At 64.4% G+C, this 24572-nt stretch carries 24 protein-coding genes; 12 read left to right on the forward strand and 12 right to left on the reverse strand.

What is annotated here, in order from left to right; genetic code table 11:
- Positions 1–58 precede the first annotated feature (58 nt).
- The 3 genes from AC0L2O_RS04105 to AC0L2O_RS04115 are packed head-to-tail and all read right to left on the reverse strand — an operon-like array spanning position 59 to position 3258.
- Positions 59–1615 carry an MDR family MFS transporter gene (locus AC0L2O_RS04105; protein ID WP_369720411.1) on the reverse strand — a complete coding sequence of 519 codons (1557 nt, stop codon included), beginning with the start codon at positions 1613–1615 and terminating at the stop codon, positions 59–61.
- A 4-nt stretch (positions 1616–1619) separates the two neighbouring features.
- Positions 1620–2783 (reverse strand): HlyD family secretion protein, encoded by a 1164-nt coding sequence (locus AC0L2O_RS04110; protein WP_369720412.1) that lies wholly within the window; start codon positions 2781–2783, stop codon positions 1620–1622.
- Positions 2776–3258, reverse strand: a complete 483-nt coding sequence (locus AC0L2O_RS04115) for a MarR family winged helix-turn-helix transcriptional regulator (protein WP_473368799.1) — start codon at positions 3256–3258, stop codon at positions 2776–2778. The genes AC0L2O_RS04110 and AC0L2O_RS04115 overlap by 8 nt, the downstream gene beginning before the upstream one ends.
- Positions 3259–3413: 155 nt before the next feature.
- On the opposite strand from AC0L2O_RS04115, the gene AC0L2O_RS04120 reads away from it, so the two are divergent.
- The 6 genes from AC0L2O_RS04120 (at position 3414) to AC0L2O_RS04145 (ending at position 9583) form a co-directional block, all read left to right on the forward strand.
- Positions 3414–3908 (forward strand): Fur family transcriptional regulator, encoded by a 495-nt coding sequence (locus AC0L2O_RS04120; protein ID WP_369720414.1) that lies wholly within the window; start codon positions 3414–3416, stop codon positions 3906–3908.
- Positions 3909–3943: 35 nt separating this feature from the next.
- A complete protein-coding gene (locus AC0L2O_RS04125; protein WP_473368800.1) occupies positions 3944–4897 on the forward strand; it encodes a DMT family transporter in 954 nt (317 codons plus the stop codon).
- A gap of 12 nt (positions 4898–4909) precedes the next feature.
- Positions 4910–6193, forward strand: coding sequence for a flavodoxin-dependent (E)-4-hydroxy-3-methylbut-2-enyl-diphosphate synthase (gene ispG / locus AC0L2O_RS04130; protein WP_409191436.1), 1284 nt, complete (start codon positions 4910–4912; stop codon positions 6191–6193).
- Positions 6194–6459: 266 nt separating this feature from the next.
- Positions 6460–7356, forward strand: coding sequence for a TauD/TfdA dioxygenase family protein (locus AC0L2O_RS04135; protein ID WP_473368801.1), 897 nt, complete (start codon positions 6460–6462; stop codon positions 7354–7356).
- Positions 7357–7429: 73 nt separating this feature from the next.
- Positions 7430–8767: a Rieske 2Fe-2S domain-containing protein gene (locus AC0L2O_RS04140; RefSeq protein WP_473368802.1), complete on the forward strand. Its 1338-nt coding sequence runs from the start codon at positions 7430–7432 to the stop codon at positions 8765–8767.
- A 36-nt stretch (positions 8768–8803) separates the two neighbouring features.
- Complete coding sequence (locus AC0L2O_RS04145) at positions 8804–9583, forward strand: N-acetylmuramoyl-L-alanine amidase (RefSeq protein ID WP_473368958.1); 780 nt, start codon at positions 8804–8806, stop codon at positions 9581–9583.
- A gap of 170 nt (positions 9584–9753) precedes the next feature.
- Here AC0L2O_RS04145 and AC0L2O_RS04150 read toward each other — a convergent pair whose 3' ends face one another.
- From AC0L2O_RS04150 to AC0L2O_RS04160, 3 genes are all read right to left on the reverse strand, one after another.
- Complete coding sequence (locus AC0L2O_RS04150; protein WP_473368959.1) at positions 9754–11361, reverse strand: Na+/H+ antiporter; 1608 nt, start codon at positions 11359–11361, stop codon at positions 9754–9756.
- 40 nt (positions 11362–11401) lie between these two features.
- Entirely contained in the window at positions 11402–12259 is an 858-nt protein-coding gene (gene bla / locus AC0L2O_RS04155) for a class A beta-lactamase (RefSeq protein WP_473368803.1), read from the reverse strand.
- A 185-nt stretch (positions 12260–12444) separates the two neighbouring features.
- A complete protein-coding gene (locus AC0L2O_RS04160) occupies positions 12445–12819 on the reverse strand; it encodes a nuclear transport factor 2 family protein (RefSeq protein ID WP_473368804.1) in 375 nt (124 codons plus the stop codon).
- 94 nt (positions 12820–12913) lie between these two features.
- Between AC0L2O_RS04160 and AC0L2O_RS04165 the strand changes: the two genes are divergently transcribed.
- Both AC0L2O_RS04165 and AC0L2O_RS04170 read left to right on the forward strand, forming a co-directional pair.
- Complete coding sequence (locus tag AC0L2O_RS04165; RefSeq protein ID WP_473368805.1) at positions 12914–13342, forward strand: GFA family protein; 429 nt, start codon at positions 12914–12916, stop codon at positions 13340–13342.
- A 176-nt stretch (positions 13343–13518) separates the two neighbouring features.
- The gene (locus tag AC0L2O_RS04170; RefSeq protein WP_473368806.1) at positions 13519–15348 is read left to right on the forward strand and encodes a caspase family protein; all 1830 of its coding nucleotides are present in this window, start codon (positions 13519–13521) and stop codon (positions 15346–15348) included.
- 53 nt (positions 15349–15401) lie between these two features.
- Here AC0L2O_RS04170 and AC0L2O_RS04175 read toward each other — a convergent pair whose 3' ends face one another.
- Entirely contained in the window at positions 15402–16088 is a 687-nt protein-coding gene (locus tag AC0L2O_RS04175) for a DUF1345 domain-containing protein (RefSeq protein WP_369720422.1), read from the reverse strand.
- Between the two features lie 7 nt (positions 16089–16095).
- Entirely contained in the window at positions 16096–17019 is a 924-nt protein-coding gene (locus AC0L2O_RS04180) for a polyprenyl synthetase family protein (RefSeq protein ID WP_473368807.1), read from the reverse strand.
- A 161-nt stretch (positions 17020–17180) separates the two neighbouring features.
- On the opposite strand from AC0L2O_RS04180, the gene mtgA reads away from it, so the two are divergent.
- The 3 genes from mtgA to AC0L2O_RS04195 all read left to right on the forward strand — a co-directional run bounded on the left by mtgA (position 17181) and on the right by AC0L2O_RS04195 (position 19004).
- A complete protein-coding gene (gene mtgA, locus AC0L2O_RS04185; protein WP_369720424.1) occupies positions 17181–17861 on the forward strand; it encodes a monofunctional biosynthetic peptidoglycan transglycosylase in 681 nt (226 codons plus the stop codon).
- Between the two features lie 158 nt (positions 17862–18019).
- On the forward strand, positions 18020–18202 hold the full coding sequence (gene rpmF, locus AC0L2O_RS04190; RefSeq protein WP_007598106.1) for a 50S ribosomal protein L32: 183 nt from the start codon (positions 18020–18022) through the stop codon (positions 18200–18202).
- A gap of 163 nt (positions 18203–18365) precedes the next feature.
- Entirely contained in the window at positions 18366–19004 is a 639-nt protein-coding gene (locus AC0L2O_RS04195; RefSeq protein WP_409191439.1) for a hypothetical protein, read from the forward strand.
- A 7-nt stretch (positions 19005–19011) separates the two neighbouring features.
- On the opposite strand, the gene AC0L2O_RS04200 is transcribed toward AC0L2O_RS04195, so the two are convergent.
- The gene (locus tag AC0L2O_RS04200) at positions 19012–19272 is read right to left on the reverse strand and encodes a hypothetical protein (RefSeq protein ID WP_473368960.1); all 261 of its coding nucleotides are present in this window, start codon (positions 19270–19272) and stop codon (positions 19012–19014) included.
- Between the two features lie 222 nt (positions 19273–19494).
- On the opposite strand from AC0L2O_RS04200, the gene AC0L2O_RS04205 reads away from it, so the two are divergent.
- Positions 19495–21189: an EAL domain-containing protein gene (locus AC0L2O_RS04205; RefSeq protein WP_473368808.1), complete on the forward strand. Its 1695-nt coding sequence runs from the start codon at positions 19495–19497 to the stop codon at positions 21187–21189.
- Between the two features lie 47 nt (positions 21190–21236).
- Here AC0L2O_RS04205 and AC0L2O_RS04210 read toward each other — a convergent pair whose 3' ends face one another.
- The 3 genes from AC0L2O_RS04210 to AC0L2O_RS04220 all read right to left on the reverse strand — a co-directional run bounded on the left by AC0L2O_RS04210 (position 21237) and on the right by AC0L2O_RS04220 (position 24428).
- Positions 21237–22112 carry an acyl-CoA acyltransferase gene (locus tag AC0L2O_RS04210; protein ID WP_369720427.1) on the reverse strand — a complete coding sequence of 292 codons (876 nt, stop codon included), beginning with the start codon at positions 22110–22112 and terminating at the stop codon, positions 21237–21239.
- Positions 22113–22148: 36 nt separating this feature from the next.
- Complete coding sequence (locus AC0L2O_RS04215) at positions 22149–23129, reverse strand: amino acid--[acyl-carrier-protein] ligase (protein ID WP_473368809.1); 981 nt, start codon at positions 23127–23129, stop codon at positions 22149–22151.
- An 81-nt stretch (positions 23130–23210) separates the two neighbouring features.
- Positions 23211–24428: an acyl-CoA dehydrogenase family protein gene (locus tag AC0L2O_RS04220; RefSeq protein WP_473368810.1), complete on the reverse strand. Its 1218-nt coding sequence runs from the start codon at positions 24426–24428 to the stop codon at positions 23211–23213.
- Positions 24429–24572: the final 144 nt, after the last annotated feature.

Here is a 24572-nt window from a genome sequence, read left to right on the forward strand (position 1 = left end):
GGGGGACCGATAGACCTCGCGGTATGGGTCCCGGCCTTCGCCGGGACGACGAAAGCGTCTACTCCATCACCGCATGTTCCGGCGCCGCCGACTGCTTGCGCAGCATGGCCTTGCTCGAGCCGATCATCAGCGCCAGCGGGATGGTGCAGAGGATGAAGAACATTACGAGCTGATAGTCGCGTGCGAACGCGATGATTTGCGCCTGGAGGCCAACGAGCCTGTCGGCCATGGCGCGGCCGGCGTCGGTGGATAGATTGATCATGCCGCTTACATCCGGCATCTGCAGCGCGTGATTGAACGGGTTGATGTGCTCGGACAGGATGGCGTAGGTCCTGCGCGTGCCCTGGGTGAGCTGGGCGATGACGATGGAGATGCCGACCGAGCTCGCGACGTTGCGCAACAGCGTCAGCATCGAGGTGCCGTCGGTGCGCAAATGGTTCGGCAACGTCATGAACGCCACGGTCGAGAGCGGCACGAAGACCAGGCCGAAGCCAAAGCCCTGGATGACGCTGACGACCACGATTTCCGGCACCTGGGTCTGGTCGGTCCAGCCGGTCATCCGGAATAGCGACGCCGCCGTCAGCGTCAGGCCGCAGATGATCAGCGTGCGCGCCTCGATGTAGCGCATGATACGGCCGACCATCATCATGGCGAAGAAAGTCCCGAAGCCGCGACTGGCGAGCAGCCCGCCCGCGGTCATGATGGGATATCCAATGACGTTCTGAAGGTAGGGCGAGGCCAGCGCCATGGTGGAGTACAGCACGAGCCCCATCACCGTCATGAAAATGCAGCCGGTGACAAAGTTGCGATCGCGGAACAGCGCGAACTGGATGAACGGCCGCGAGGTCGTGAAGGAGTGTGCGAAGAAATAATAGAAGGCGACCGCCGCGACGGCGAACTCGGTCAGGATCTCGGCCGATTCAAACCAGTCGAGCTGCTCGCCGCGGTCGAGCGCGAGCTGCAGCGCGCCAATCCCGATCGCCAGCGCGCCGAAGCCGAACCAGTCGAATTTGAGGCTGGTGTCCTGCTTGGTTTCGTCCATGAAGATGGAGAGCCCAAGGACGGTGATCGCGCCGAACGGCAAATTGACGAAGAACACCCAATGCCAGGAATAGGTCTCGGTCAGCCAGGCGCCGAGCGAAGGGCCCATGATCGGCCCCATCATCACGCCCATGCCCCAGATCGACATCGCCTTGGCGCGTTCCTGGAGCGTGTAATAGTCGAGCATGACCGACTGCGACAGCGGTACCAGTGCCGCGCCGAACACGCCTTGCAGCAGCCGGAACAGCACCATCTGGTTGATGTCCTGCGCGAGGCCGCACAGCACGGAGGTAAGGGTGAAACCGCCGGCGCAGATGATGAAGATGCGCTTGCGGCCGAAGCGGTTGGAGATCCAGCCCACCGGCGCCGTCATGATCGCGGCAGCGACGATGTAGGAGGTCAGCACCCAGTTGATCTGGTCCTGCGAGGCCGACAGCGTGCCCTGCATGTAGGGTAGCGCGACGTTGGCGATCGTGGTGTCCAGCGCCTGCATGATGGTCGCGGTCATGGCGCAGATCGTCACCATGTTCCGGCGCAGGCCGGGGACCATCAGGCTGGCATTGGGACCGGACATCCGATCAGTCCTTGTCTTGATTCGCGGTCGCGGACAATCCGAACAGGCTGGCGAGCGAGCGCTGGTGGCCGGTGTCGATCGTGGCATAGACGCTCATACCGGCCTTCAGCTTCCTCACGTAATTGTCGGTCTCGTCGAAATAGATCCGGACCGGCACGCGCTGCACCACCTTGACGAAATTGCCGGTGGCGTTCTGCGGCGGCAGAATGGCGAACTGTGCGCCGGTGCCGGGTGAGAGCGAGCCGATCTTGCCCTTGAAGACATGGTTCGGGAACGCATCGACCTCGAGCGTGACGGGCTGGCCAGCGGTGACGTAGGTGAGATCGCTTTCCTTTGGATTGGCGTCGACCCAGGGATGGGCGACGTCGATGATGGAGAACACAGGCGTGCCGGCCGCAACGAAACGGCCGAGCTGGATCTGCTCGACTTGCGTTGCGACGCCGGCCATCGGCGCGCGAAGCACGGTGTGGTCGAGATTGCGCTGGGCCTCGTCGAGCTTGGCCTTGGCTTGCGCGTAGGGTGGAAACCGCTCGAGCGGCAGCTCGGGATCGCCGAGCAGTTGCATCTTGGCATTGGAGAGCTGCTGCTTGATGAACTGCGCCTGCGCGCCTGCGGTGACCAGCGCGTTCGATGCGTTGTCGAGATCGAGCTGCGAGCCGAAGTTGTTCTTGACCAGCGCCTGCTTGCGCTCGACGTCGCGTTGCTTCAAGTCCATGCCCTGCTGCGCGAGATCGAGCATCTGGCCGTAGATCTTGATGTTGGCGCGGAGATTGTCATAGGTGGACTGCGCCTGCATGAGCTGGGCCTTGGCCTCGTCGACCGCGAGGCGGAACGGCACGGGATCGATCTCAAACAGCTCATCGCCCTGCTTGACGATCTGGCCCTCTTTGACGACGACCTTCTCGATCTTGCCGGAGATGTCAGGTGTCACCAGCACCTTCTGCGCGCCGACATAGGCGTCGTCGGTACCGACATAGCGGCCGCCATTGAGATAGAAGGTGAAGCCGGCGATGGCGACCACGATCGGCAGCACGACCATCAGCAGGAAGCGGCGATAGCGCCGCAGGCCCGCAACCACGCGGCGGCGCGGGTCGGTGCCGGCCTTCTTGGCCGGCTTGCCGCTGTCGATCTTCTGCTCGGGCTGGAACTTGAGGACCTGATCAGCCATAGCGTTGCTCCTTACGCGCTTGCTCCGCTCCCGACGTCTGGATCGCGTTACGCACGTTTTCCTTGATGGTTTCGAGTTGAGTGAGAAGGCGATGGGCGTCCGCCGGATTGATGCTTTCGAGCGCGTTCGCCGTGAGTTCGGATTTCAATCCGCTCATCTTGCCAAGCAGCTGCCGTCCGGCCTTCCTCAGATGGAGGCGCTTGACGCGGCGGTCCGTGGCATCGCTGCGGCGTTCGATCCAGTCATTGTCGCAGAGCTTGTCAATCAGGCGCGTCAGCGTGATCGGCTGCATCTCGAGAAGTTCGGCGAGTTCCGACTGTTTCATGCCCTCGCTGCGCTCGACCTTGGCGAGCACGGCCCACTGCGCGCGGGTGATGCCGAAGCGCGACGCCTCCTTGTCGGCATAGACCCGCAGGAGGCGGTAGAGCTCACCGAGCGTGAACAGGAAGTTCTGGTCGACGGACCCGCGGGTCATGTGCTTTGTCTCCAATGAGCTTGAATATAATAAGCAAGCTTATGATTATTTCATGGCGGGTTAACGGGAGGCTGTCCCGCCGCAAAAGCATGGCTGGCAGCCGGCCACCGGTGGGACTTTGGGTTCCCGACCCGAAATGCTAGAAGGCGAGCCAGATGACCCTCGCAAAGCCGGCATTTCCGACCCCCGACCACGATCACGGCCGCTGCACCGCGGACGCGCTGTCGCATGCCGAGGCGGTTTGCGAGCAGCGGGCGCAGAAATTCACGCCAATTCGCCGCCAGGTGTTGGCGGCGTTGCTCTCCAGCCATCGCCCGCTCGGGGCCTATGAAGTGATCGACGAATTGGCCAAATCGATGCCGCGGCCGGCGCCGATCACGGTCTATCGCGCGCTCGATTTCTTGATGACGAACGGTCTCGTGCACCGCATCGAAAGCCGCAACGCCTATCTCGCCTGCGCCGCCCATGACCACGACGCGACCTCCGCGGTCGCGTTTCTGATTTGCGAGCATTGCGGCCTCGTCGGCGAGATCCCGTCCGCGTCCTTTGCGCAAGACCTTAACCTCGCGGCGCGCGCGTCAGGCTTTGCGCCGAAATTGTCCGTGGTCGAGATCACGGGCACCTGCACCCATTGTCAGAAGACGTCTTGAAGCAACAACGGCGCGAAGCCGGATTTCGGGAAGACATGTCCTCACCTCAAGCCACACAATCCGCCGGGCGTCCCCTGAGTGCCGGCGCCATCGCCTTGATGCTCATGCTGTGCCTGACCTGGGGCTTCAATCAGATCGCGGTGAAATTCGTTCTGCCCGACATCCCGCCGATGCTTCAGGCGATGATCCGGTCGATGGGTGCGTTGCCGGTGCTTTTCATCGTCGGCACGCTGCGTGGCGTCAATTTCTTCGAACGCGACGGGACCTGGAAACCAGGCCTGATCGCCGGCCTGATGTTCGGGATCGAATTCGTGCTGATCTTCCAGGGCCTGCGCCTCACCTCCGCCTCGCGCGCGGTGGTGTTTCTCTACACCGCACCGTTCTTCGTCGCGCTCGGCTCCTATCAGGTGCTGGGCGAGCGGCTCGGCGGTACGCAATGGCTGGGGCTGGCCGTGAGCTTTGCCGGCGTTGCCCTCGCCATCGGCGTGCCGCAGGCCAATGTGGACTCGCATGTCCTGTTCGGTGATCTCTTGATCGTCGCTGGCGCTTCATTGTGGGCGGGCACCACGCTTATCGCCAAGGGCACACGACTGCGCTTCGCCGCGCCGGAGAAGGCGCTCGGCTATCAGGTCGCGACCTCGATCCCGATCCTGGGCACGGCCGCCTGGCTGTTCGGGGAATCCATCACCCACACGCCGTCGGCGCTATCGTTCGGCCTGATGGCCTTCCAGGCGATCTGGGTGGTTGGAACCACGTTCACGCTTTGGTTCGCGTTGGTGAAGACCTACTCGGCCAGCAAATTGTCCGCTTTTACCTTCATCACCCCTTTGTTTGGCGTGGTGGGTAGCTATTTCATCATGCACGACAGCCTGAGCCTGGCGTTCGGGGCTGCCGCGGTCCTTGTAATTGCTGGACTTTTCCTGGTTAACCGTCCGAGCTCAACGGCTGCGGCACCACGCGATGCATTGCTGAACGTCACCAAAACCTGATATTTGGACCCCATGAACAAGCTCGAAAACACCATCGATTCCGACATCGCGGGCCCGGCGCCGCGGCATCACACCACCCAGGTCAAGGTCGGCGGCGTCCTTGTCGGCGGCGGTGCGCCGATCGTGGTCCAGTCGATGACCAATACCGACACCGCCGATATCGACGGCACCATCGCCCAGGTCGCGGCGCTCGCGCGCGCCGGCTCCGAAATGGTCCGCATCACCGTGGACCGTGAGGAGGCCGCCGCCGCCGTCCCGCACATCCGTGACGGCCTGCTCAAGCGCGGCATCACGACGCCCTTGATCGGCGACTTCCACTATATCGGCCACAAGCTGCTCGCGGCCTATCCGGCCTGCGCCGAAGCGCTGGCCAAATATCGCATCAATCCCGGCAATGTCGGTTTCAAGGACAAGCGCGACACCCAGTTCGCCGACATCATCGAGATCGCCAACAAGAACAACAAGCCGGTGCGCATCGGCGCCAATTGGGGTTCGCTCGACCAGGAGCTGCTCACCAAGCTGATGGACGAGAACGCCGCGTCGCCCGATCCGCGCGACGTGCGCGCGGTGACGCGCGAGGCCATGGTGCAGTCGGCATTGCTCTCGGCCGCGCGTGCCGAGGAGCTCGGCATGCCCAAGGACCGCATCATCCTTTCGGCCAAGGTCTCGGCCGTGCAGGATCTGATCGCGGTCTACCAGGATCTCGCGGCTCGCTCGGATTACGCCATCCATCTCGGCCTCACCGAAGCCGGCATGGGCACCAAGGGCATCGTGGCCTCTTCGGCAGCACTCGGCATTCTCTTGCAGCAAGGTATCGGCGACACCATCCGCATCTCGCTGACGCCGGAACCCGGCGGCGACCGCACCCGCGAGGTGCAGGTTGCCCAGGAGCTGCTGCAGACTATGGGCTTCCGCACCTTCGTGCCGCTGGTCGCGGCCTGCCCGGGCTGTGGCCGCACCACCTCGACCACGTTCCAGGAGCTGGCCAGCTCGATCCAGGGCTTCATCCGCGACGAGATGCCGAATTGGAAGACGAAATATCCGGGCGTCGAAGAGCTCAACGTCGCGGTGATGGGCTGCATCGTCAACGGCCCCGGCGAGTCCAAGCACGCCAATATCGGCATCTCTCTGCCCGGCACTGGCGAAGCCCCGGCCGCGCCCGTCTTCGTCGATGGCAAGAAGTTCCGCACGCTGCGTGGTCCGACCATCTCCGCCGACTTCAAGGCGCTGGTGATCGACTACATCGACCAGAAGTATGGTGCGGGCAGCAAGGCGTCGGTGACGGCTGCGGAGTGATTTAACTCCGCTCGCGCCCTCACTCCGCCGTCGTCCCGGACAAGCGCGCCAAAAAGCGCGCGCCGATCCGGGATCCATAACCACAGGAGTGTGTGGTTACGCCAGGGCTGCCACTCCGAGTCTTCGCCAAACCGAATCCTGTGGTTATGGGTCCCGGATCTGCGCTTGCGCTTGTCCGGGACGACGAGCTGAGTTTGCGGCGCAGATTGCGTATCTGTCACCGCGCGCTACGATGTCTCCCAATCAAAACGATCGGGAGACACGCCATGAGCTCACTCGGTGGCAAGCAGGGCCCGCGCTATCGCCACATGGCGGATGACGGTGCGCCGTATGAAACCATCGCGGTCGAAAAGCTCACGCCCATCATCGGCGCGGAGATCTCCGGCGTCGACATCGGCAGGCTCGTCTCGGACGATGCACGCTCCAACCGGCAGATGGACGAGGTCCACCGCGCGCTCGCCGAAAACCTTGTGATCTTCTTCCGCGATCAGCACATCACGCCGCAGCAGCATCTGGCGTTCGGCCGCAAGTTCGGCGAGCTGCATTTCCATCCCGCCGCGCCGCATGAGGATGAAGACCCGGCGTTGATGAAGATCTACGCGGATGCGAACTCGCCGCGCGCCAACGGCGAGGGCTGGCATTCCGACGTCTCCTGCGACCTCGATCCGCCGATGGGCTCGATCCTCTACATCAAGCAATGCCCGCCGCGCGGCGGCGACACGCTGTTCGCCAACATGTACGCGGCCTATGAAGCGCTGTCGGATCGGATGAAGGCCTATCTCGATGGATTGACCGCACTGCATGACGGCGAGCCGATCTATCGCGGGCTGTATGCGAACTACGGCGTCGCCGACCGTCCGTCCTATCCGCATGCCGAGCATCCGGTAGTGCGCACGCATCCGGTCACGGGCAAGAAGGCGCTCTACGTCAATCGCGGTTTCACCCGCCACATCAACGGCATCCCTCGCGACGAGAGCGACGCGATGCTGGCCTATCTCTACCAGCACGCGGAAAATCCGCTGTTCCAGTGCCGTTTCCGCTGGACCGAGAACGCCATCGCGTTCTGGGACAATCGCTGCACCCAGCACCGCGCGATGTGGGATTACTGGCCGCACACGCGATCAGGGACACGGGTGACGGTGAAGGGGGAACGGCCGGTTTAGTCCCCGCTTCTTGCGTTGACGTCCTCGCGCTCTCGCGCCAATCTTCCCGAAAAACAAATCGGGAGGATCCGCCATGCTCCGCGCCGAGGACAATAAGTTCCTGACCGAGTCAGGCCCGGGAACGGGCATGGGCGAATTTTTGCGCCGCTTCTGGATACCCGTTCTGCTCTCCGAAGAATTGCCGGAGCCCGACGGCGAACCCAAGAAGATCGTCGTGCTTGGCGAAGAGCTGCTCGCATTCCGTGATTCCCGCGGCGTGGTCGGTGTGATCGACCAATACTGCCCGCATCGCGGCGCCAATCTCTGGCTCGGGCGCAATGAGGAATGCGGCATCCGCTGCGTTTATCACGGCTGGAAGTTCGACACTGACGGTCGGTGTGTCGACATGCCGACCTCCTATCCCGATCTCAACGCAAAAGACCTCATCCGTATCAAATCCTATCCGGTGCGCGAATGGGGCGAGATGATCTGGGCCTATATGGGTCCGGCCGGGACGATGCCCGAGCTGCCCGATCTTGAAATGGCGCTGCTGCCGGCCTCGCACCGCTACGTCAGCAAGAAATGGCAGGACTGCAACTGGGTGCAGGCGCTGGAGGGCTCGATCGACACTGCGCATTTCACCTTTGCGCACCTTTCCTTCGACAAGGAGGAGAACGAGATCCTGGACATCAAGAAGCATTTTGTGAATCCGATGGCTCGGATGTCGAGTGACCACATGCGCTGGATCGCCGAAGATCCGCGTCCGGTGATCAAGATCGCCGCGCACGACGCGGGGCTGACCATCGCGGGCGGGCGCCTGACCGGCAGCGACAACATCTACTGGCGCATCGCGCAGTTCCTGGTGCCATTTCACGCCTATGCGCCGAGCGCGATGCCGGGCGAGAGCATCTTTGGCCAGACCTTCGTGCCTGTGACCGACACCAAGTCCTGGATCTACACCTATGCCTGGAATCCGGAACGGCCGCTGACGCAAGCAGAACGCGACGCCTATGACCGCGGCAATGGCGTGATCGCGGAAGTGGACGACAATTACCTGCCGCTGCGCCACAAGGGCAACGACTATCTGATCGACCGCAAGCTCCAGAAGACCAGGAGCTACACCGGCATCAAGGGCGTTTCCGAGCAGGACGCCGCCGTGCAGGACAGCCAGGGCCCGATCGCCGACCGCAGCCGCGAGCATCTCGGTCCGACCGACCTCGGGATCATGCATTTCCGGAAAGTCGTGATGGATCTGGCGCGCGCGCTGCAGCAGGGCGAGCCGCCGCCGCAGGCCGCGCATCAGGACCGTTACGCCGTGCGCTCGGGCGCCTGCGTCACCAGCAAGGCCAAGGACCTGCCGGCGGTGATGCTGGAGCGCTTCGGCGACGTCTCGGGCTTTGTCGGCCGCCCGCGAATTGCAGCGGCGGAGTAGGGCTTGTCGCGGGCGCGGGGCCTCGTCGCAATTCTCATGGCATCGCTCATGACGCTGCTGCTCGCACCGACCGATGCGCGCCGCGCCGCACCGGCCCGCAAGGTCGCGAAAGCCAGGCCAAAGCCGTCCGCCCCGGAGAGGTGCGAGCCGCGCAAGTTCCGGATCATCCTCGATGTCGGTCACACCTCGGAATCGCAGGGAGCGACGAGCGCGCGCAACGATGTCGAGTTCGGCTTCAACCTGCACCTGGCCCGGCTCATCGGAGAGACATTGAAGTCGGCGGGCTTTGCCGCGACGCGGCTGCTTGTGACTGAAGGCAAGGCGAGGGCGAGCCTGCTCAAGCGCGTCGGCACCGCCAACGCTGCCCATGCCGATTTTTTCCTGTCGATCCACCACGATTCCGTGCCGGACAAGATGCTCGAGGCATGGGAGTTCGAGGGTGCCAAGAGCTACTTCAGCGACCGCTTTCGCGGCCATTCGCTGTTCGTGTCCGAGCGCAATCCGCACTTCGGCACGAGCCTCGCCTTCGCCCGGCTGCTCGGCAAGGAGCTGAAGGACCTTGGCCTGCAATATGCCAGCCAATACACCCTGCCGATGATGGGCCGCTACCGGCACCAACTGCTCGACAAGGATGTCGGCGTCTACCGCTATGACGGGCTCGTCGTGCTGTCGCAAACCAACAGCGCCGCGGTGCTGCTGGAAGCCGGCTCCATCATCAACCGCGACGAGGAAATGGCGATGAACTCGCCGGAGCGGCAGGAGCTGATCGCGACAGCCGTGACCGCGGCGATGAAGAATTTTTGCGACAGGCGGTAGTTTGCCCCGCCGCTTCAATAATCGTCATCGCGAGCGCAGCGAAGCGACCCAGAGTTTTCCCGTGGAGGCAGTCTGGATTGCTTCGCTGCGCTCGCAATGACGAGGCAGCAATGCCTCCTCTATCCACCATTGTCGCCCTGACTCGCGCGCTTGTCCGGGACGACGGAGGGTTACAGCGGCCCTGCCCGATATTCCCTGTTCGCCAAACCCGCTTCCTCCAGGTCCAGATCGCGCTCGATCCGGCGCCGCGTTTCGTCAGTGATCTTGCCGTCGCGCAAGAGGTCGTGGATGAATTTGCGTTCGGCTTCGATCAGTTCGCGGGTCAATGCGGTGCCGGCGGCGGAAACATCATGGTGGCCCGGGTCGAGCGAGTCCGGAAGCTGGTTGGCGCGGATTTCGTGGCGCGCGTGCAACAGCCGCACCACCTCATCGGAGACATCCTTCCTCTCGGTCAATGCATCGAGCGATTTCAACGCAGCGTCGAGCGCCTGGCGGCGCGCTGCGATCTCCGCCTCGTGCTCGGCAATATGCTCGTTGCGGCCGGCGTCTGCGACGCCGAGCCAGCGCACGACCGGCGGCAGCGTGAGGCCGACGCCGACCAGCGTGATGAAGATGACGCCAAAGGCGACGAACAGGATCAGGTCGCGATAGGGAAAGGCGTCGCCGCCCGGCAAGGTGAATGGCAGTGCCAGTGCGGCTGCGAGCGACACCGCGCCGCGCACGCCGGTGAAGGCCAGCGCGAACACCCATTGCCACGGCGGCGACGGATCGCGCTCGCGCAGTGACCTGCTCGCCATCCGCGGCAGATAGGTCGCGGGATAGAGCCAGGCAAAGCGTGCGATGACGACGATCGCCACGACCACGGCGGTGGCGGTCATGATGTCGTGAAGCGGAAACGCCTTCGACTTCTCGTAGAGCGCCCGCATCTGGAAGCCGGTGAGCAGGAACAGCAGGCCCTCGATGAGGTAGATGATGAGGTCCCAGAAGAAGATGCCTTGCAGCCGCGTCGACGAGGATATCCACAGCGGGCCGTTCCAGCTCACATAGAGGCCGCAGGCGACGGTAGCGATCACGCCGGAGCCGCCGAAATGTTCGGGCAGCCAGTAGGAGATGTAAGGGGTGATCAGCGACAGCGTGAGCTCGACCTGCGGATCGTGAGCCCATTTGCGGGCGCGCAGGGAGAGCCAGCCGATGCCGATGCCGAACGCAATCTCGCCGGCGACGATGAGCGAGAACTCGCCGGCCGCAATCGGCAGCGAGAAATGGCCGACCATGGTCGCGGCGAGGGCAAAGCGGTAGACAATCAGCGCAGTGGCATCGTTGGCCAGCCCCTCGCCCTCGAGCACGACCAGGATCCGTCGCGGCATATGCAGCCGTCGTGCGATCGCGAGCGGCGCCACCACGTCGGGCGGCGCGACGATGGCCCCCAACAGGAAGCCGATGGTCCAGGGCAGGCCGATCAAATAGTGGGTGGCGGTGGCCACCATCGCCGCGGTGAAGATCACCGCGCCGACCGCGAGCAGCACGATCGGACGAAGGTTGTTCTTGAATTCGCGCCAGCTCATCGCGACGCTCGCGGAGTAGATCAGCGGCGGCAGCACCATCAGCAGCACGAGTTCCGGCGGCAACTCGACCGGCGGCATGCCCGGCACGAAGGCGAGGCCAATGCCGGCCAGCATCAGGAGAATGGCCGGCGCGACGTTGAAGCGGCGTGCCGCGACCGCCGTGCCTGCCAACACCGCAAGCAGGATGAGAAAGGTCTGAAATTTCGCTTCGATCATGGCCTGTCTTCGCCCGGAAGCGACCGACAGGTCAATGTCAGGCGAGCCGCTCGCTCACCATGCGCCCGATGCTTGCGAACACGGTTTCGATCTGCGCAGCACTCGGCGAGCCGCCCTGGGTATAGGCTGCGATCACAATCGGCGTGTCCGGCCTGGGCCACGCCAGCGCGATATCGCCGGAGGCGTCCTTGCCGTTGTTGCCGGTCTTGTCGCCGATCTTCCAGCCTGCGGGCAGGCCTGCGCGGAGCCGGTTGGCACCGGTCTTGCAATTGACGATCCAGTCGGTGAGCTGGGCTCGCGACGCCGGCGACAGGCTCTCGCCAAGCACCAGGCGGCGCAGATTGCCAGCCATCGCGGCCGGCGTGGTGGTGTCATGGGGATCGCCGGGCGGCGAGCGGTTGAGCTCGGGCTCGTTGTGGTCGAGTCGCGAGGTGGTGTCTCCGAGCGTACGCCAGAATGCGGTCAGCGTGGCGGGCCCGCCGATCCGCGCCAGGAGCAAATTGGCGCAGCTGTTGTCGCTGAGCTCGACGGCCGCCTTGCACATGTCCAAGACCGACATCGCACCGGCGGAGAGATTCTGCTTTGCGACGGGCGCGTAATCGAGCAGGTCAGCCTGGCCGTAGGGGATCATTTCCGCCAGCTGTTCCTCGCCGCGGTCGACCCGCGCCAGCACGCAGGCCGCAAGCGAGGCCTTGAATGTCGAACACATGACGAACCGCTCGTCGGCACGCCAGGCGAGCTTGGCGCCCGTGGCGAGATTCTCCGCATAGACCCCGATCCGCCCGCCGCTGTCGCGTTCGTAAGCTTCAAGTTCCGGTGAGGCGTCGGCGGCGAGAACGGGGCCGGCGGCCATCCAGCAAAGCGAGGCGAGCAGGGAACGGCGGTCAAGATGCATGGGGACCTTTTGGGCGTGACGGAGGTGGGGTTGCAACTTACGCATTATCCGCGTCGTCATTGCGAGCGCAGCGAAGCAATCCAGTCCGCCTCTACGGAGAGATTCTGGATTGCTTCGCTACGCTCGCAATGACGGAGAATGGCGGGCGAGTGCGCCCGATTTCGGGCAGCGAAGGTCGCGCGCCCTCACTCCTTTAGATCATACCGATACGATTTGGACACGATCTGCCAGCCATCTGCCAGCTTCATCGCGACCAGATAGTCAGTGAAGAAACGCGGCGGCAGCTGGCATTTGACTTTGATGAAGGCGGTCTTGTCATCCGAACGATCTATGGTGACGATGAAATCCTCGCGCGGCTTGCCTTCGGCCTTGGCCGAGGCCCGCTTGCGCACGCGGTCGAGCCAGTCGGGTACGGTCAGCACCTGCAATTCGCCCTTATCGACCCAACGCAAATCGGCGGAGGGATGGAAGATGGCGCCGAGCTTTTCGGCGTCACCCTCGTACAGCCCGTCAAAATAGGATTGCACCACGGCTTCGACGCTCGAACGGTTCTGGCTCATGGATCATCCCTCTGAATGTGGCTTGACGCGAACTTAGTCGTACACGTCAAATTGCGCTATGGGTGTCTGCGCCGACTGACGTGAGGGCACGGTGATGACCGGATCAGAACATTCGAACGCTCGGATACTTGCCGGCGAATGCTACTGCCGCGCCGTTCGCTATGAGGTCGCGGACGCGTTCTCTTACGCGCTGAATTGTCACTGCTCGAACTGCCGCCGGACCACGGGTTCCGCCTTCAAGCCGTTCGCCGGCATCGAGCACAGCAAGCTCCGCATCGTCAGGGGCAAGGACCAGCGGATGATTTTCGGGGACGACACGACCCACGACGCGCACTGCGCCCGCTGTGGCTCGCTGCTTTATTCCCGGGTCCGCCAAGGAAAATGGGCCCACGTCGCCATGGGAACCCTGGTCGACGCCCCCACGATCCGCCCGACCGCCCATATTTTCGTCGGCTCCAAGGCGCCATGGCACGAGATCACGGACAATCTGCCGCAATATCGGGGGCAGGTCGCGGATGGCTAGGGAACTTGGCCCGAGGGCATTTGGCGGCGAACCGCCAACGCTCTGGCGTGACTAACAAAAAGGGTTCCTAGGTCGCCGGCGCTGTGTTCGTGACCTCCATCACAAGCGCAAGCATTCGATCTTGCTAAGGCTATCCCTGAGGGTGTGAACTGCCCCGGATTTTTGGAAGTCGTGTCATGCGCAATTTGTTCAGGCTTTGCCCGCTTCTTCTCGCCGTCGCACTGATGTTCGGCGCCGCGCCCGCCTTTGCCGGAAAACGCGTCGCGCTGGTGCTGGCCAACTCGGCCTATCAGCACGCGCCCTCACTCACCAATCCCGTCAATGACGGGGCGGTGATGGCGAAAACGCTGAAGGATGCCGGCTTCGACGTCGTCGATTCCCGTCACGATTTATCCGCGCTCGAGACGCGGCGCGCGCTGAGGGACTTCGCCGATTCCACCCGCGATGCCGATATCGCCGTCGTCTATTACGCGGGCCATGGCATCGAGGTCGAAGGCTCCAACTATCTGATCCCGGTCGATGCCAAGCTCGAGCGCGACACCGATGTCTATGATGAAGCACTCTCGCTCGACCGCGTTCTGGTCGCGGTCGAGCCGGCGAAGCAGCTTCGCCTGGTGATCCTGGATGCCTGTCGCGACAATCCGTTCGGCAGGACCATGAAGCGCACGCTTGCTTCGCGCGGCATCGGCCGCGGTCTCGCCCAAATCGAGCCGACCAGCTCCAACACGCTGATTGCCTATTCGGCCAAGGCCGGCTTTACCGCGCAGGACGGCGACGGCGCCAACAGCCCGTTCACGATCGCGCTGTCGAAGCATTTGACCACGCCCGGCCTCGACGTCCGCCGTGCCTTTGGCTTCGTGCGAGACGATGTGCTCAAATCCACCGGCAACAAGCAGGAGCCGTTCGTCTATGGCTCGCTTGGCGGCGAAGACGTGCCGCTGGTGCCGGTCAAGGGCGTGGCCGCGGCGGCGGCGGCGCCCACGCCCGCGACGAATCCGCAGGCCGACATGCGCCGCGACTATGAGCTCGCGCTCCAGGTCGGCAACAAGCCGGCCTGGGAAGCCTTCCTGGCCCAGCATCCGGATGGCTTCTACGCGAACCTCGCCAAATTGCAGCTCGACAAGATCCAGGCCGAGCAGGCGCATGCGGCCGCGATCGAGAGGGCGAAGCAGGCGGAGGCCGAGCGCGATCGTCTCGCTACCGTTGGCGCACAGAAGGACGCGCAGGCCAAAGCTGCGGCGGACGCCAAGGCGGCCGAGCAGGCCCAGCTTGCCGCGCAGAAGGCCAAGGAGCAGGCGCAGCAGCAGGCTGCCGCCGCCGAGCAGCAGCGCGTCAATCTCGCCGCCTCGGCGCCGAGCGCTACGCCCGCCAGCACGGCAAGCCCCGCCGGGACCAATGTCGCCTCACTGACGCCGGCCGCCACGCCGGCCGATCTCAGCCGATCGGTGCAGACCGAGCTCGGCCGCGTCGGCTGTTTCTCAGGTCAGGCTGACGGCAACTGGAATACGTCCTCGCAGCGGTCGCTGTCGCAGTTCAACCGCTATGCCGGCACCAAGCTCGACGTGAAGGTGGCGAGCACGGATGCGCTCGACACGGTCAAGTCCCGGCCGTCGCGCGTCTGTCCGCTGGTGTGCGATCACGGCTTCAAGGTCGATGGCGACAAATGCAGCAAGATCGTCTGCGGCGACGGCTATGTGCTGAATGACGACAATGCATGCGAGAAGCAGCGTGCCGCCAAACCGGCCAAGCCTGCATCCGCCAAGCCTGCGACCGCCAAGCGTGACGACAGCGACGACCGTCCCGCACGGCAGCGTCCTCAGGCCGGTGGCGCGGCCGCGGGAACGGCGGGCGGCATCGCTGCCGCCGGCGCCGGTCGCGCCTCGGGCGGCGGTGGTCAGATTTTTTGCAACGATCTCATCTGCCGTCCGGTCAAGCCCGGCTGCCATCTCGTCTATCGCGGCGGCGGCGGCCCTCACAATGATGCCAACGCCGAGGTCTGCAACTGAAGAGCTGCTTCCCGCGACATTGTCCTGGTGAAGCCGGGACAATGCCGTTGGGATCATGTCGCGATCGCGCTCGCCGCGATGTTCACCGTCAGCGCCAGCAGCGCCGTGTTGTAGATGAAGGACACGATGCCGTGCGCGGTGGCGGTACGGCGGATGGTCTTGTCAGTGATGCCGACGTCGGAGACCTGCGCGGTCATGCCGATCACGAACGAGAAATAGACGAAGTCCCAATAATCGGCATGGTCTTCCTTGTCGCCGCTCGGGAACTGCAAGCCGCCCGGCGGGTGCCGGTAATAGTCATGGGCGTAATGCAGCGCGAAGATTGTGTGCACGGCGGCCCAGGACAGCGCGATGGTGGTGATGGCGATGGTCAGCTCCGCAGCGCCGCGATGGACACCGAGCTCCGAGACGATCGCGGCAATGCTGGCGAAGGCGCCGATCGCCGTCACCAGCAGGATCACGAAACGGCCATCGTCCTGCATCGCGGCCGCGCGGCGGATGTGCTGGTGGTCGTTGCACAGCATCATCGTGTAGACCAGCACGAGATAGACCGCGATCAGCGCATCCCAGCCGAACAGTAGCCGCGTCACCAGCCGGTGCGAGCCCGGCACGAGCAGGCAGACCAGAATGCCGGCAGCGAGGGAGATGAAGGTGCGCGGCCGCGCGTAGATCAGCCGCATCGGGCGCGACATCTGGCGGAAGCGGGCGAGGGCGGGGTCTTCTTTCTTGTCGCCCGCCATCGTGCGATTAGTTCTTCCGCTCGGCGACGAAGCGCGCGGCGGCTTGCAGCACGGCTGCACGATCGCCGAAGATCGACACGGCGCTGTCGGCCCGCGCGAGCAGGTCGCGCACGCGCTGCCTGGCGCCCTCGATACCGAGCTGGGTGACGAAGGTGGTCTTGCCCATCGCGGCGTCCTGGCCGGAGGGCTTGCCGAGCGCTTCCGCATCGCCCTCGACGTCGAGCAGATCGTCGGCGATCTGGAAGGCCTCGCCGAGCGCGCGGCCGTAATCGTCGAGCGCCTGATATTCCTTTTGCGACGCCTGGCCGAGGATTGCGCCGGCGATGCAGCCATAGCGCAGCAGCGCGCCGGTCTTCATCTGCTGAATACGGGCGACATCGATCGGTTCGTTGCCGCCAAAGCGACCTTCGCCCGCGAGATCGAGCATCTGGCCGCCGACCATGCCGCCGATGCCGGCGCAACGCGCCAGCGCGCGCGTCAGGAGCAGCCGCACAGTGGCATCGCGATGGATCTCGTCGCGGGTGATGATGTCGAAGGCGAGCGTCAGCAGGCCGTCGCCCGCGAGGATGGCGGTCGCATCATCGGTCTTCTTGTGCAGCGTGGGGCGGCCGCGGCGCAGGTCGGAATTGTCCATCGCCGGCAGATCGTCATGGATCAACGAATAGCAGTGGATGCATTCGAGCGCGGCACCGGCCAGCAGCGCGGCCTCGCGGGGCACGCCGAACACGGCCGCGCTCTCGACCACGAGGAACGGCCGCAGCCGCTTGCCGCCGTTCAGGCTCGAATAGCGCATTGCGTCCATCAGCCGCTTGGGCCGTGCGATCTCATCGGGCAGAATGTCGTCCGCCAGGAGTCGCCCGAGCAGGGCTTCGGTGTCATCGGCGGTCTTGTCCAGACGTTTGGCGAAATCGGACGGGGTCGTGCCGGTCATCAAGAAAGGCTCCAGAACCAAAATTCGGCGGGACAATCCTTTATGCGCCCGCCCCAGTCAATCGTTTGGAAGGCCTAAAAAGCGCTGGAAAAGGCCAGAATTATCACAGACTTAATGGCCAAGCTCGTGGCCGCGTTTCATTTTGCGCCGGAAAGGTCGATTTGCGCATCGTCAAAATCCTGCTGCTGATGCTCGCGGTCGCAGTCCTGGCGCCGTATGTGATCGCGCCGTTCTACCGCACTGGTCACCCGGTTTCGACGCTGATGGCCTGGCGCAGCCTGCGCGGTGCACCGATGCAGCGGGAATGGATCGATCTCGCGGCGATGTCGCCCTATTTGCCGCGCGCGGTGGTGGCGGCCGAGGACGCTCATTTCTGCAAGCATCACGGCATCGACTGGGGCGCGCTGCGCGAGGCGATCGACGACGCGCAGGAGGACGGAACGCCGTTCCGCGGCGCCTCCACGATCACCCAGCAGGTCGCGAAAAACCTGTTCCTCTGGCAGGGGCGGGATTTCGTCCGCAAGGTGCTGGAATTCCCCCTGGCGCTGTGGCTCGATCTTGTGCTGCCCAAGCAGCGAATCCTGGAGATCTACCTCAATATCGCCGAGCTCGGCCCGCAGGGCCAGTTTGGGGTGGAAGCGGGCAGCGCCTATGCCTTCGGCAAATCGGCCGCAAACCTCTCTCCCCGGGAGGCGGCCCTTTTGGCCTCAATCCTGCCGAATCCGGTCAAACGGAGCGCCAGGGCTCCCGGGCCGGGCGTGCGGCGGCTGGCAGGGACCTATGTGGCAAGGGCGCAGGCCAGCTGGCTTTCGACCTGCTGGCGGGAAAATCGCGGGTTTTGAGCCCCTTTTCGGGCGTATTTTCCGGTCCAGAACCCTAGCTTTACGGTCAGCCTTCCTCTATAAGCCCGGCCTTGATCGGCATTTCGCTCGCCCCGTTTGGGTGCTGAGCCGTCCCGCGGACGATGCCCGGACAACACCAATCCCTAGAGGATATTGAAATGGCCGTTCCGAGAAGAAAAACCTCGCCGTCGCGTCGTGGCATGCGCCGCTCGGCAGACGCCATCAAGAAGCCGACCTATGTCGAGGACAAGGACTCTGGCGAGCTCCGTCGTCCGCATCATCTCGACCTCAAGACCGGCATGTACAAGGGCCGTCAGGTCCTGAAGAAGAAAGAGTCCTGAGACAGGGCTCTTTCCAGGATGGCTTCCTCAGGCAGGCTTATCCTCGATCAGGATCTGCCTGATTTCGGCCAATCCATGAGATATGACGGTGACGACGGCGGAGCGGGTGCTACGCCGTCGCATTGTCCTGCCCGGACATCTTGATCGAGAAGGCACATCGCCGATGGTCGGTTTCCCGCTGCTTCTGATCCCGCTCGCGGTCTACAACATCATCGCCTTCCTGATGCCCAGCGTGTCCTTCTCGGATGTGCTGTTCAAGGTACCGATGATCACCGGCGAGACATGGCCGGTGACGCTTGCCGATCTGCTGCTTGCGCTGGGCGTGGTATTGCTGCTGCTCGAAGTGGTCAAAGGCGCGCGGCCCGGCGCGAAATTCCTGATGGATCACTTGCTGTCGCTGATCGTGTTCGGTGCGGCCGCCGCCGAATTCGTGATGTGGCCCAAATTCGGCAACTCCACCTATTTCCTGCTGGTGCTGCTTGCGATGGCCGATTTCCTGGGCGGAATAGCCCAGCGCGCCCGCCGCCGCATCGCCTACGTCGCCGCTGAGACTGTGCCGGTGCCGCGCAAGGCGAAGCGCCAGCCCGAGGCGCCCGCGGAAGATACGATGTTCGAACCGAAGCTCGACCCTGCCTCGGTGCCGCCTGCACCCGCGTCCTCAGCGAAATCGGTCGCCGAATCCGTGTTGATGGATCACCCCGCGCCGAAGCCTGTCCAAGGCGTCGCGCCGTCGCCGGAAATTCCCTCGCCGCATCTGCAGCCGGGCGACGGCACGCCGTCCTCCCCTGAACCGCCCCGCTAGTTCAGCTTCAAGCCACCTGCCGGGTGCGCGCCGTGACGCTCGACAGCGGGCGCTTGGCGCGATAGGCCATCTGTGCATCTTGGGAAGAAGCGCGGCGCAGCCGGCCGGCCTGGGGCAGGTGTTCGGCATTGGCGATCAGCTGGGTGACGAAGCTCGGATCTGGGCGCGACAGCGCGGCCTTGCGGACCCACTGCAAGGTCGGCATCAGCGGCACCAGTGCCGTGCCTGTGCCGCTTTCGGAATTGTCCGTTCGATCAGTACTCAACATCGCCATCACCATTGATCCGGCGGAGCCTGTCGCGTTTCGGGACGGTGGCGCCGGTGCGTGTCATGTACTCGCAAGGCCTATGCCGGCGGGCCCGGTTTGGTTCCCTGGCCGCCTGTGAACGTGGTTTCCAAATTGTTTATGAACTTTGCCTAGGGTCAAGGGCTAAACTGGCTCTATCCTGTGCCGGCTCAGGACTCCCCGCTGTCCCGAAACGAGGCGATTTTGACCCCTGCATTGCCGCAAGCCTCCGAAATCCTGGCCGCCCTCGGCCAAGCCGTGTTCGTCTGGGATATCGCCAGCGACGCCATCGTCTGGGGCGAGCAGGCCGGCGCCGTCTTCCCGGGCATCCCCACTGAGCGGCTTGCGACCGGCGCCGAATTCGCCAAGCTGATCGAGCCCGTGCAGTCGCTGCGGACCGCCGCGCTGGCGCAGACCTCCGCCGTGCACGGCGCCGACGGCACGCCCTACCGGGTCGAGTACGGCGTCCGCATGAGCGCGTCCAATCCCGTGGTCTGGGTCGAGGAGACCGGCCGCTGGTTCGCTGGCGCCGACGGCCGCCCGGTGCGCGCGATCGGCTCGGTCCGCATCAACAACGAGCGCCATGCGCGGGACGAGGAGCTTTCCAAGCTCGCCCGGCTCGATCCCCTGACCGGCGAGCTCAACCGCTCCCATCTGATCGCGGCCTTGGCCGAAGCGATCGAGGAGACGACCCGCTTCCGCTCGACCGCGGCGTTCATGCTGGTCGGTATCGACCATCTCGCTCGCGTCAACGACGCGTTCGGCTTCGACGTCGCGGATGCCGTGATCCTCGACGTTGCCAAACGCATCCGCGTACGGCTGCGCGGCGGCGACGTGCTGGGGCGCTTCTCCGGCAACAAGTTCGGCCTGATCCTGAAGAACTGCACCGTCGACGACATGAATATCGCGGCCGAGCGCTTCCTCGCCGGCATTCGCGACGAGGTGGTGCCGACCAAGTCCGGCCCGGTCTCCATCACCGTCTCGATCGGCGCCGTCAGCCTGCCGCGATATGCCCGCAGCACCGACGAGGCGATCAACCGTGCCCATGAGACGCTTGATGCCGCCAAGCGCCGGCGCGCCGGCTCGTTCGCCGCATGGCGTCCGGATGCCGCACGCGACGCGCAGCGCCGCGTCAACATTCGTGTCACCGACGAGATCGTCACCGCTCTGAACGAGCGCCGCATCAAGCTCGCCTATGAGCCGGTGGTGTCGGCTACTTCGCGCGAGCGCGCGTTCCACGAATGCCTGGTGCGGATGGACCAGGGCAATGGCCAGGTGCTGCTCGCGCCCGACATCGTGCCAGTGGCCGAACGGCTCGGCCTCATTCGCCTGGTCGATCATCGCGTGCTCGAGCTCGTGGTCGCCGAGCTTGCGGCTGCGCCCGACATCCGCCTCAGCCTCAATATCTCGCCGGACACGACCATGGATCCGGACTGGTGGGCGGGAATCGAATCGCTGATGCGCGCGCATCCGGGTGTCGCCGAGCGGCTCATCGTCGAGATCACCGAGACCGTCGCGATCCAGGATATCGACGATGTCCGCGGTTTCGTCACGCGGTTGAAGAATTTCGGCAGTCGCATCGCCATCGATGATTTCGGTGCCGGCTACACCTCGTTCCGGAATCTGCGCAAGCTCGGCGTCGACCTGGTGAAGATCGATGGCGCCTTCGTGCAGAACATCACGCGTTCGGCCGACGATCGCGCCTTCGTGCAGACCCTGATCGATCTCGCGCGCCGGCTCGAGATCAAGACGGTTGCCGAATGGGTCCAGGACGAGGAAGCGGCCGGCATGCTGCGCGACTGGGGCTGCGACTACATCCAGGGCCGCCTGATCGGGCTTGCGTCCGCCGAGCGCCCGTGGAGCGCGCCACCGGACACGGTGCTGCCTGCGGCGGGGTAGGGCAAACTCAACCGCAACATAGTCCGGACGCCGACTCGCGGTCTGACCTACGGTCCGTACAGCACCAGCTCCGTATCCGTGAGGTCGGCCAGCCGTGGGCGGTGCGGGCCCTTGAAATATTTGCGGCCGCGGCGCTCGGTATGAAAGCCGACGAGGCCGGAGATTGGTTCGTTGGAATCGACGAGCACCGAGATCTTGCCGAGCCGCAGCAGCAGGCGGCCGATGCGGCCGGCGCAGGCGGCGTATTCCGCTGTGCTGCGGCAATAGATCAATTGCATCACCGGCGGCGCGATGAAGCCGCGGCGGATGCGCACCGCTTGCAGGATGAAGGGGTAGGTGCCCTTCGGCGTGCGGCAGACGAGACTCAGGCAGTTGTAGCGCGCATGCCGCGTCAATAGCTCGGTCTCGGCTTCGGAGAGGCCCTCGATCTGCTTGCTGTGCTGCGAGATGACCTCGATCTTGCTCCAGCGCGGTGCGCGCGACAGCGCCGGCACCGAGACGAACAGCCCGCGGCAATAGGCACGAAAGCCCTGCATCTCGATGATCGGCCAGGTCCATACCGCCGGGCTGATGTTGAGATAGGTTACGTGCTTGTGGCGCTGCGCGATCTTGGTCAGCAGCGGCGCATAGTTGCGGTAAGCCGGATCGACATACCAGCTCGACAAATTGCACTGGATGGCGGTCTCTTCGCCGTCCTGCCGCGTCGAGTAGATCAGCAGCAGCACGCCGACCGGCGTGCCGTCATTGTCGAGCATGTAGCCGAAGCGCGGATAGCCCTCGGGCACCGGCCGAAAGGCTTGCCGGCGCAGGCCCTGGATCCAGTAATTGCGCGAGCGGCCGACGAAGCCGCGCGTCAGCAAGTCCGCGATGGCTTCCACATCGGACTCGGTGATCTCGCGGCATCGGACTTTTGTGTGGATCACGCTCGTCTTGCCCGTGGAAATGATCGGCCCCTTGCCTTAGCGCCAGCCTTCGACGTGAGCATCGGCCGGAGCTAGCGGCTGCATGCCCAGAAGGTCCCGCACCTTGACGGGCCAGGCGGAAAGATCAGTGCCGTGGGTGTGGAACATTGCGACAGCCAAGCGATCCATGCCGAACGCGACGCAGCCGGTGTGCGCGGGCTCGCCATTGGCGTCCTGGATACCCCAGGTCGTGCCGAAATGTTCGCGATGATAGTTGAAGCTCATGCAGGCGGTCGGCTGCTCTTCCGAGCGCAGCGGGATCAGGAGCTCGAACTTGAGCTGCTGCTGCTTCTGGCTCACCGCCTTCATCTGGCCGACGCGCCCGAAGAAGGGATCGCTGGCATAATCGACGCGGAAGCTCAGGCCGAGATCGGTCGCGATCGCCTGCGCACGCACCATCCAGCGCTCGCGAAAATCCGCGACGTCGTCGGGGGTGCCGATGCAGACATATTCGCGCATCCGGAACGATTGCAGCCGGTCGAGATGCTTTGACGGCTCGCGGCGGAAGCAGTCGGCGGCGACGTCGAAGCGCAAGCCGCCCTTGGGCAGCGGGCCGCGGCTCGCCGCGATCGGGTAGACGGGATAGCAGGCGGCCGGCGACAGCACGAGATCGGCGGGCGACAGCGAACTGGTCCAGTCGCCGCCGGCATCGAAGCGGCTCACCGCGGCGTTGATGTCGCGCTCGGTGCCGTGCAGGCCGCAGACGCAGCCGAGCAGGTTCGGGAAGCTCTTGAGGTAACCGGACTTCTCGAGCTGGGAGCGGCTCATCACCGGCGGGAAGCGCATCACCTCGGTGCCGGCCTCGCGATTGCGCGTGATCAGCGCGGCGAGCTGCTCGACGATGCCCTCATAGAGCGCGGTGCGCGCATAGACGCCGTCCGATCCCATGGGATGAAACAGCGCACCGGCGAGATGATCGAGCGGATCGGCGGCCTGCGGCGCGGTCTCAGGCGAGTTGGGGAGAACAGCAATGTTCATGTTCGACTTCCTGCTATCTGAAATTGTTCTTGTTGGTCGCCAAGGTTCTCAGTCTTGAAGGCACGTCAGTCCCGAGGCTTGTTAGTCCCGAAGGCTTGCCGGAATGCCGCTCATCAGGGTCGCAGTCGCGGCGTTGGCCAGAATGCGGTCATTGTTGATCATGATCGGCGACGACAGCACGTCGCGCAGATGACGGCCCATGGTGAACTCGCCATCGTTGCGGTAGCCGGAGAGGCCGGTGGTGCGCATCGCATGCATCACGGTCTCGACCGCGAGCTCGGAGGCCTGCACCTTCAAAAGCGTGATCGAGGACTGGAAGTCGAGCGAGCCCAGCGCGCGTTCGTCATGCTCGGCACGGGCGAAGGCGTCGAGATTGGCCGATATCAACGCCCGCAGCTTTGCCAGCGACATTTTCGCAGCGGTGAAGTGGGCGGCGGCCGGGGGCATCTGGCCGCCGGAGGCGCGGGCCGCCTTGCGGACAAAAGCCTGCGCGCGGGTGACGGCTGCGGCGGCAATGCCCGCCCAGGCCGACGACCAGCACAGATGTGCGAACGGCGTCATGGTCTGGGCGTGGATCTTGTCGTAGGCTTCAGGGAAGACGCGATCGGCAGGGCAGTCGACCTTCAGCTCGAAACCGGTCGAGCAGGTGCCGCGCATGCCGAGCGTTTCCCAACCCTGCGTCTGCTTCAGCGAATAATCGTCCTTGGCGAGCGCCAGCAGCACCTGGTCTGAGGCGGCGGCTTCGGTCGCGCGGCGGGCGATGGTGACGAGGCCGTCCGCCTCGGCGCCGTAGGAGATCACGGTGGCATCGCGCACCAGCGAGACGGTGTCGCCGGCGTTGTCAACGGCGGCGGCGCTGGCGCGGATATTGCCGCCGTTCTGGCCCTCGGTCGTAGAAGAGGCGAGCAGCCACTGGTCGCGGGCGACCCGGCGCATCATGGTTTCCATCCAGGGAATGCCGTGGCCATGCCTGACGATGCAGGCGACCTTGGTCTGGTGCATTGCATAGATCATCGCTGTCGAGGCGCACTCGCGCCCGAGTGTGTAGCAGATGTCTGTGACGTCGTGGATCGAGGCGCCGAAGCCGCCATACTCGACGGGGATCATGACGCCGAGCAGCTTTTGCTCGCGTGCGGCTTGAAAAGCCTTGTGGGGGAAGCGGGCGTCGCGATCGACGTCGTCGGCCTCGGCGGCAGCGACGGCGGCGGTGCGAGCCGCGCGTTCGATCAATGAGGGGCCCTGCTCAAGCAGGCTCGTCGGCGCTTCATCGACAGTAAGAACCGCTTCACGCACGTTCATGCTCATCCGCCTCCGGTTTGTCGTTCGAGATCGCCGGCATCATTCGCGATGCCGTGTAGCGATCTTCCGACCATCTTTGCTTATGAGGTGAGGCTACGGATTTAATTCAAATTCGTCGATGAAATAGAGGGTAAACGAACCGCA

The sequence above is a fragment of the Bradyrhizobium sp. Kon10 genome (assembly GCF_055807395.1).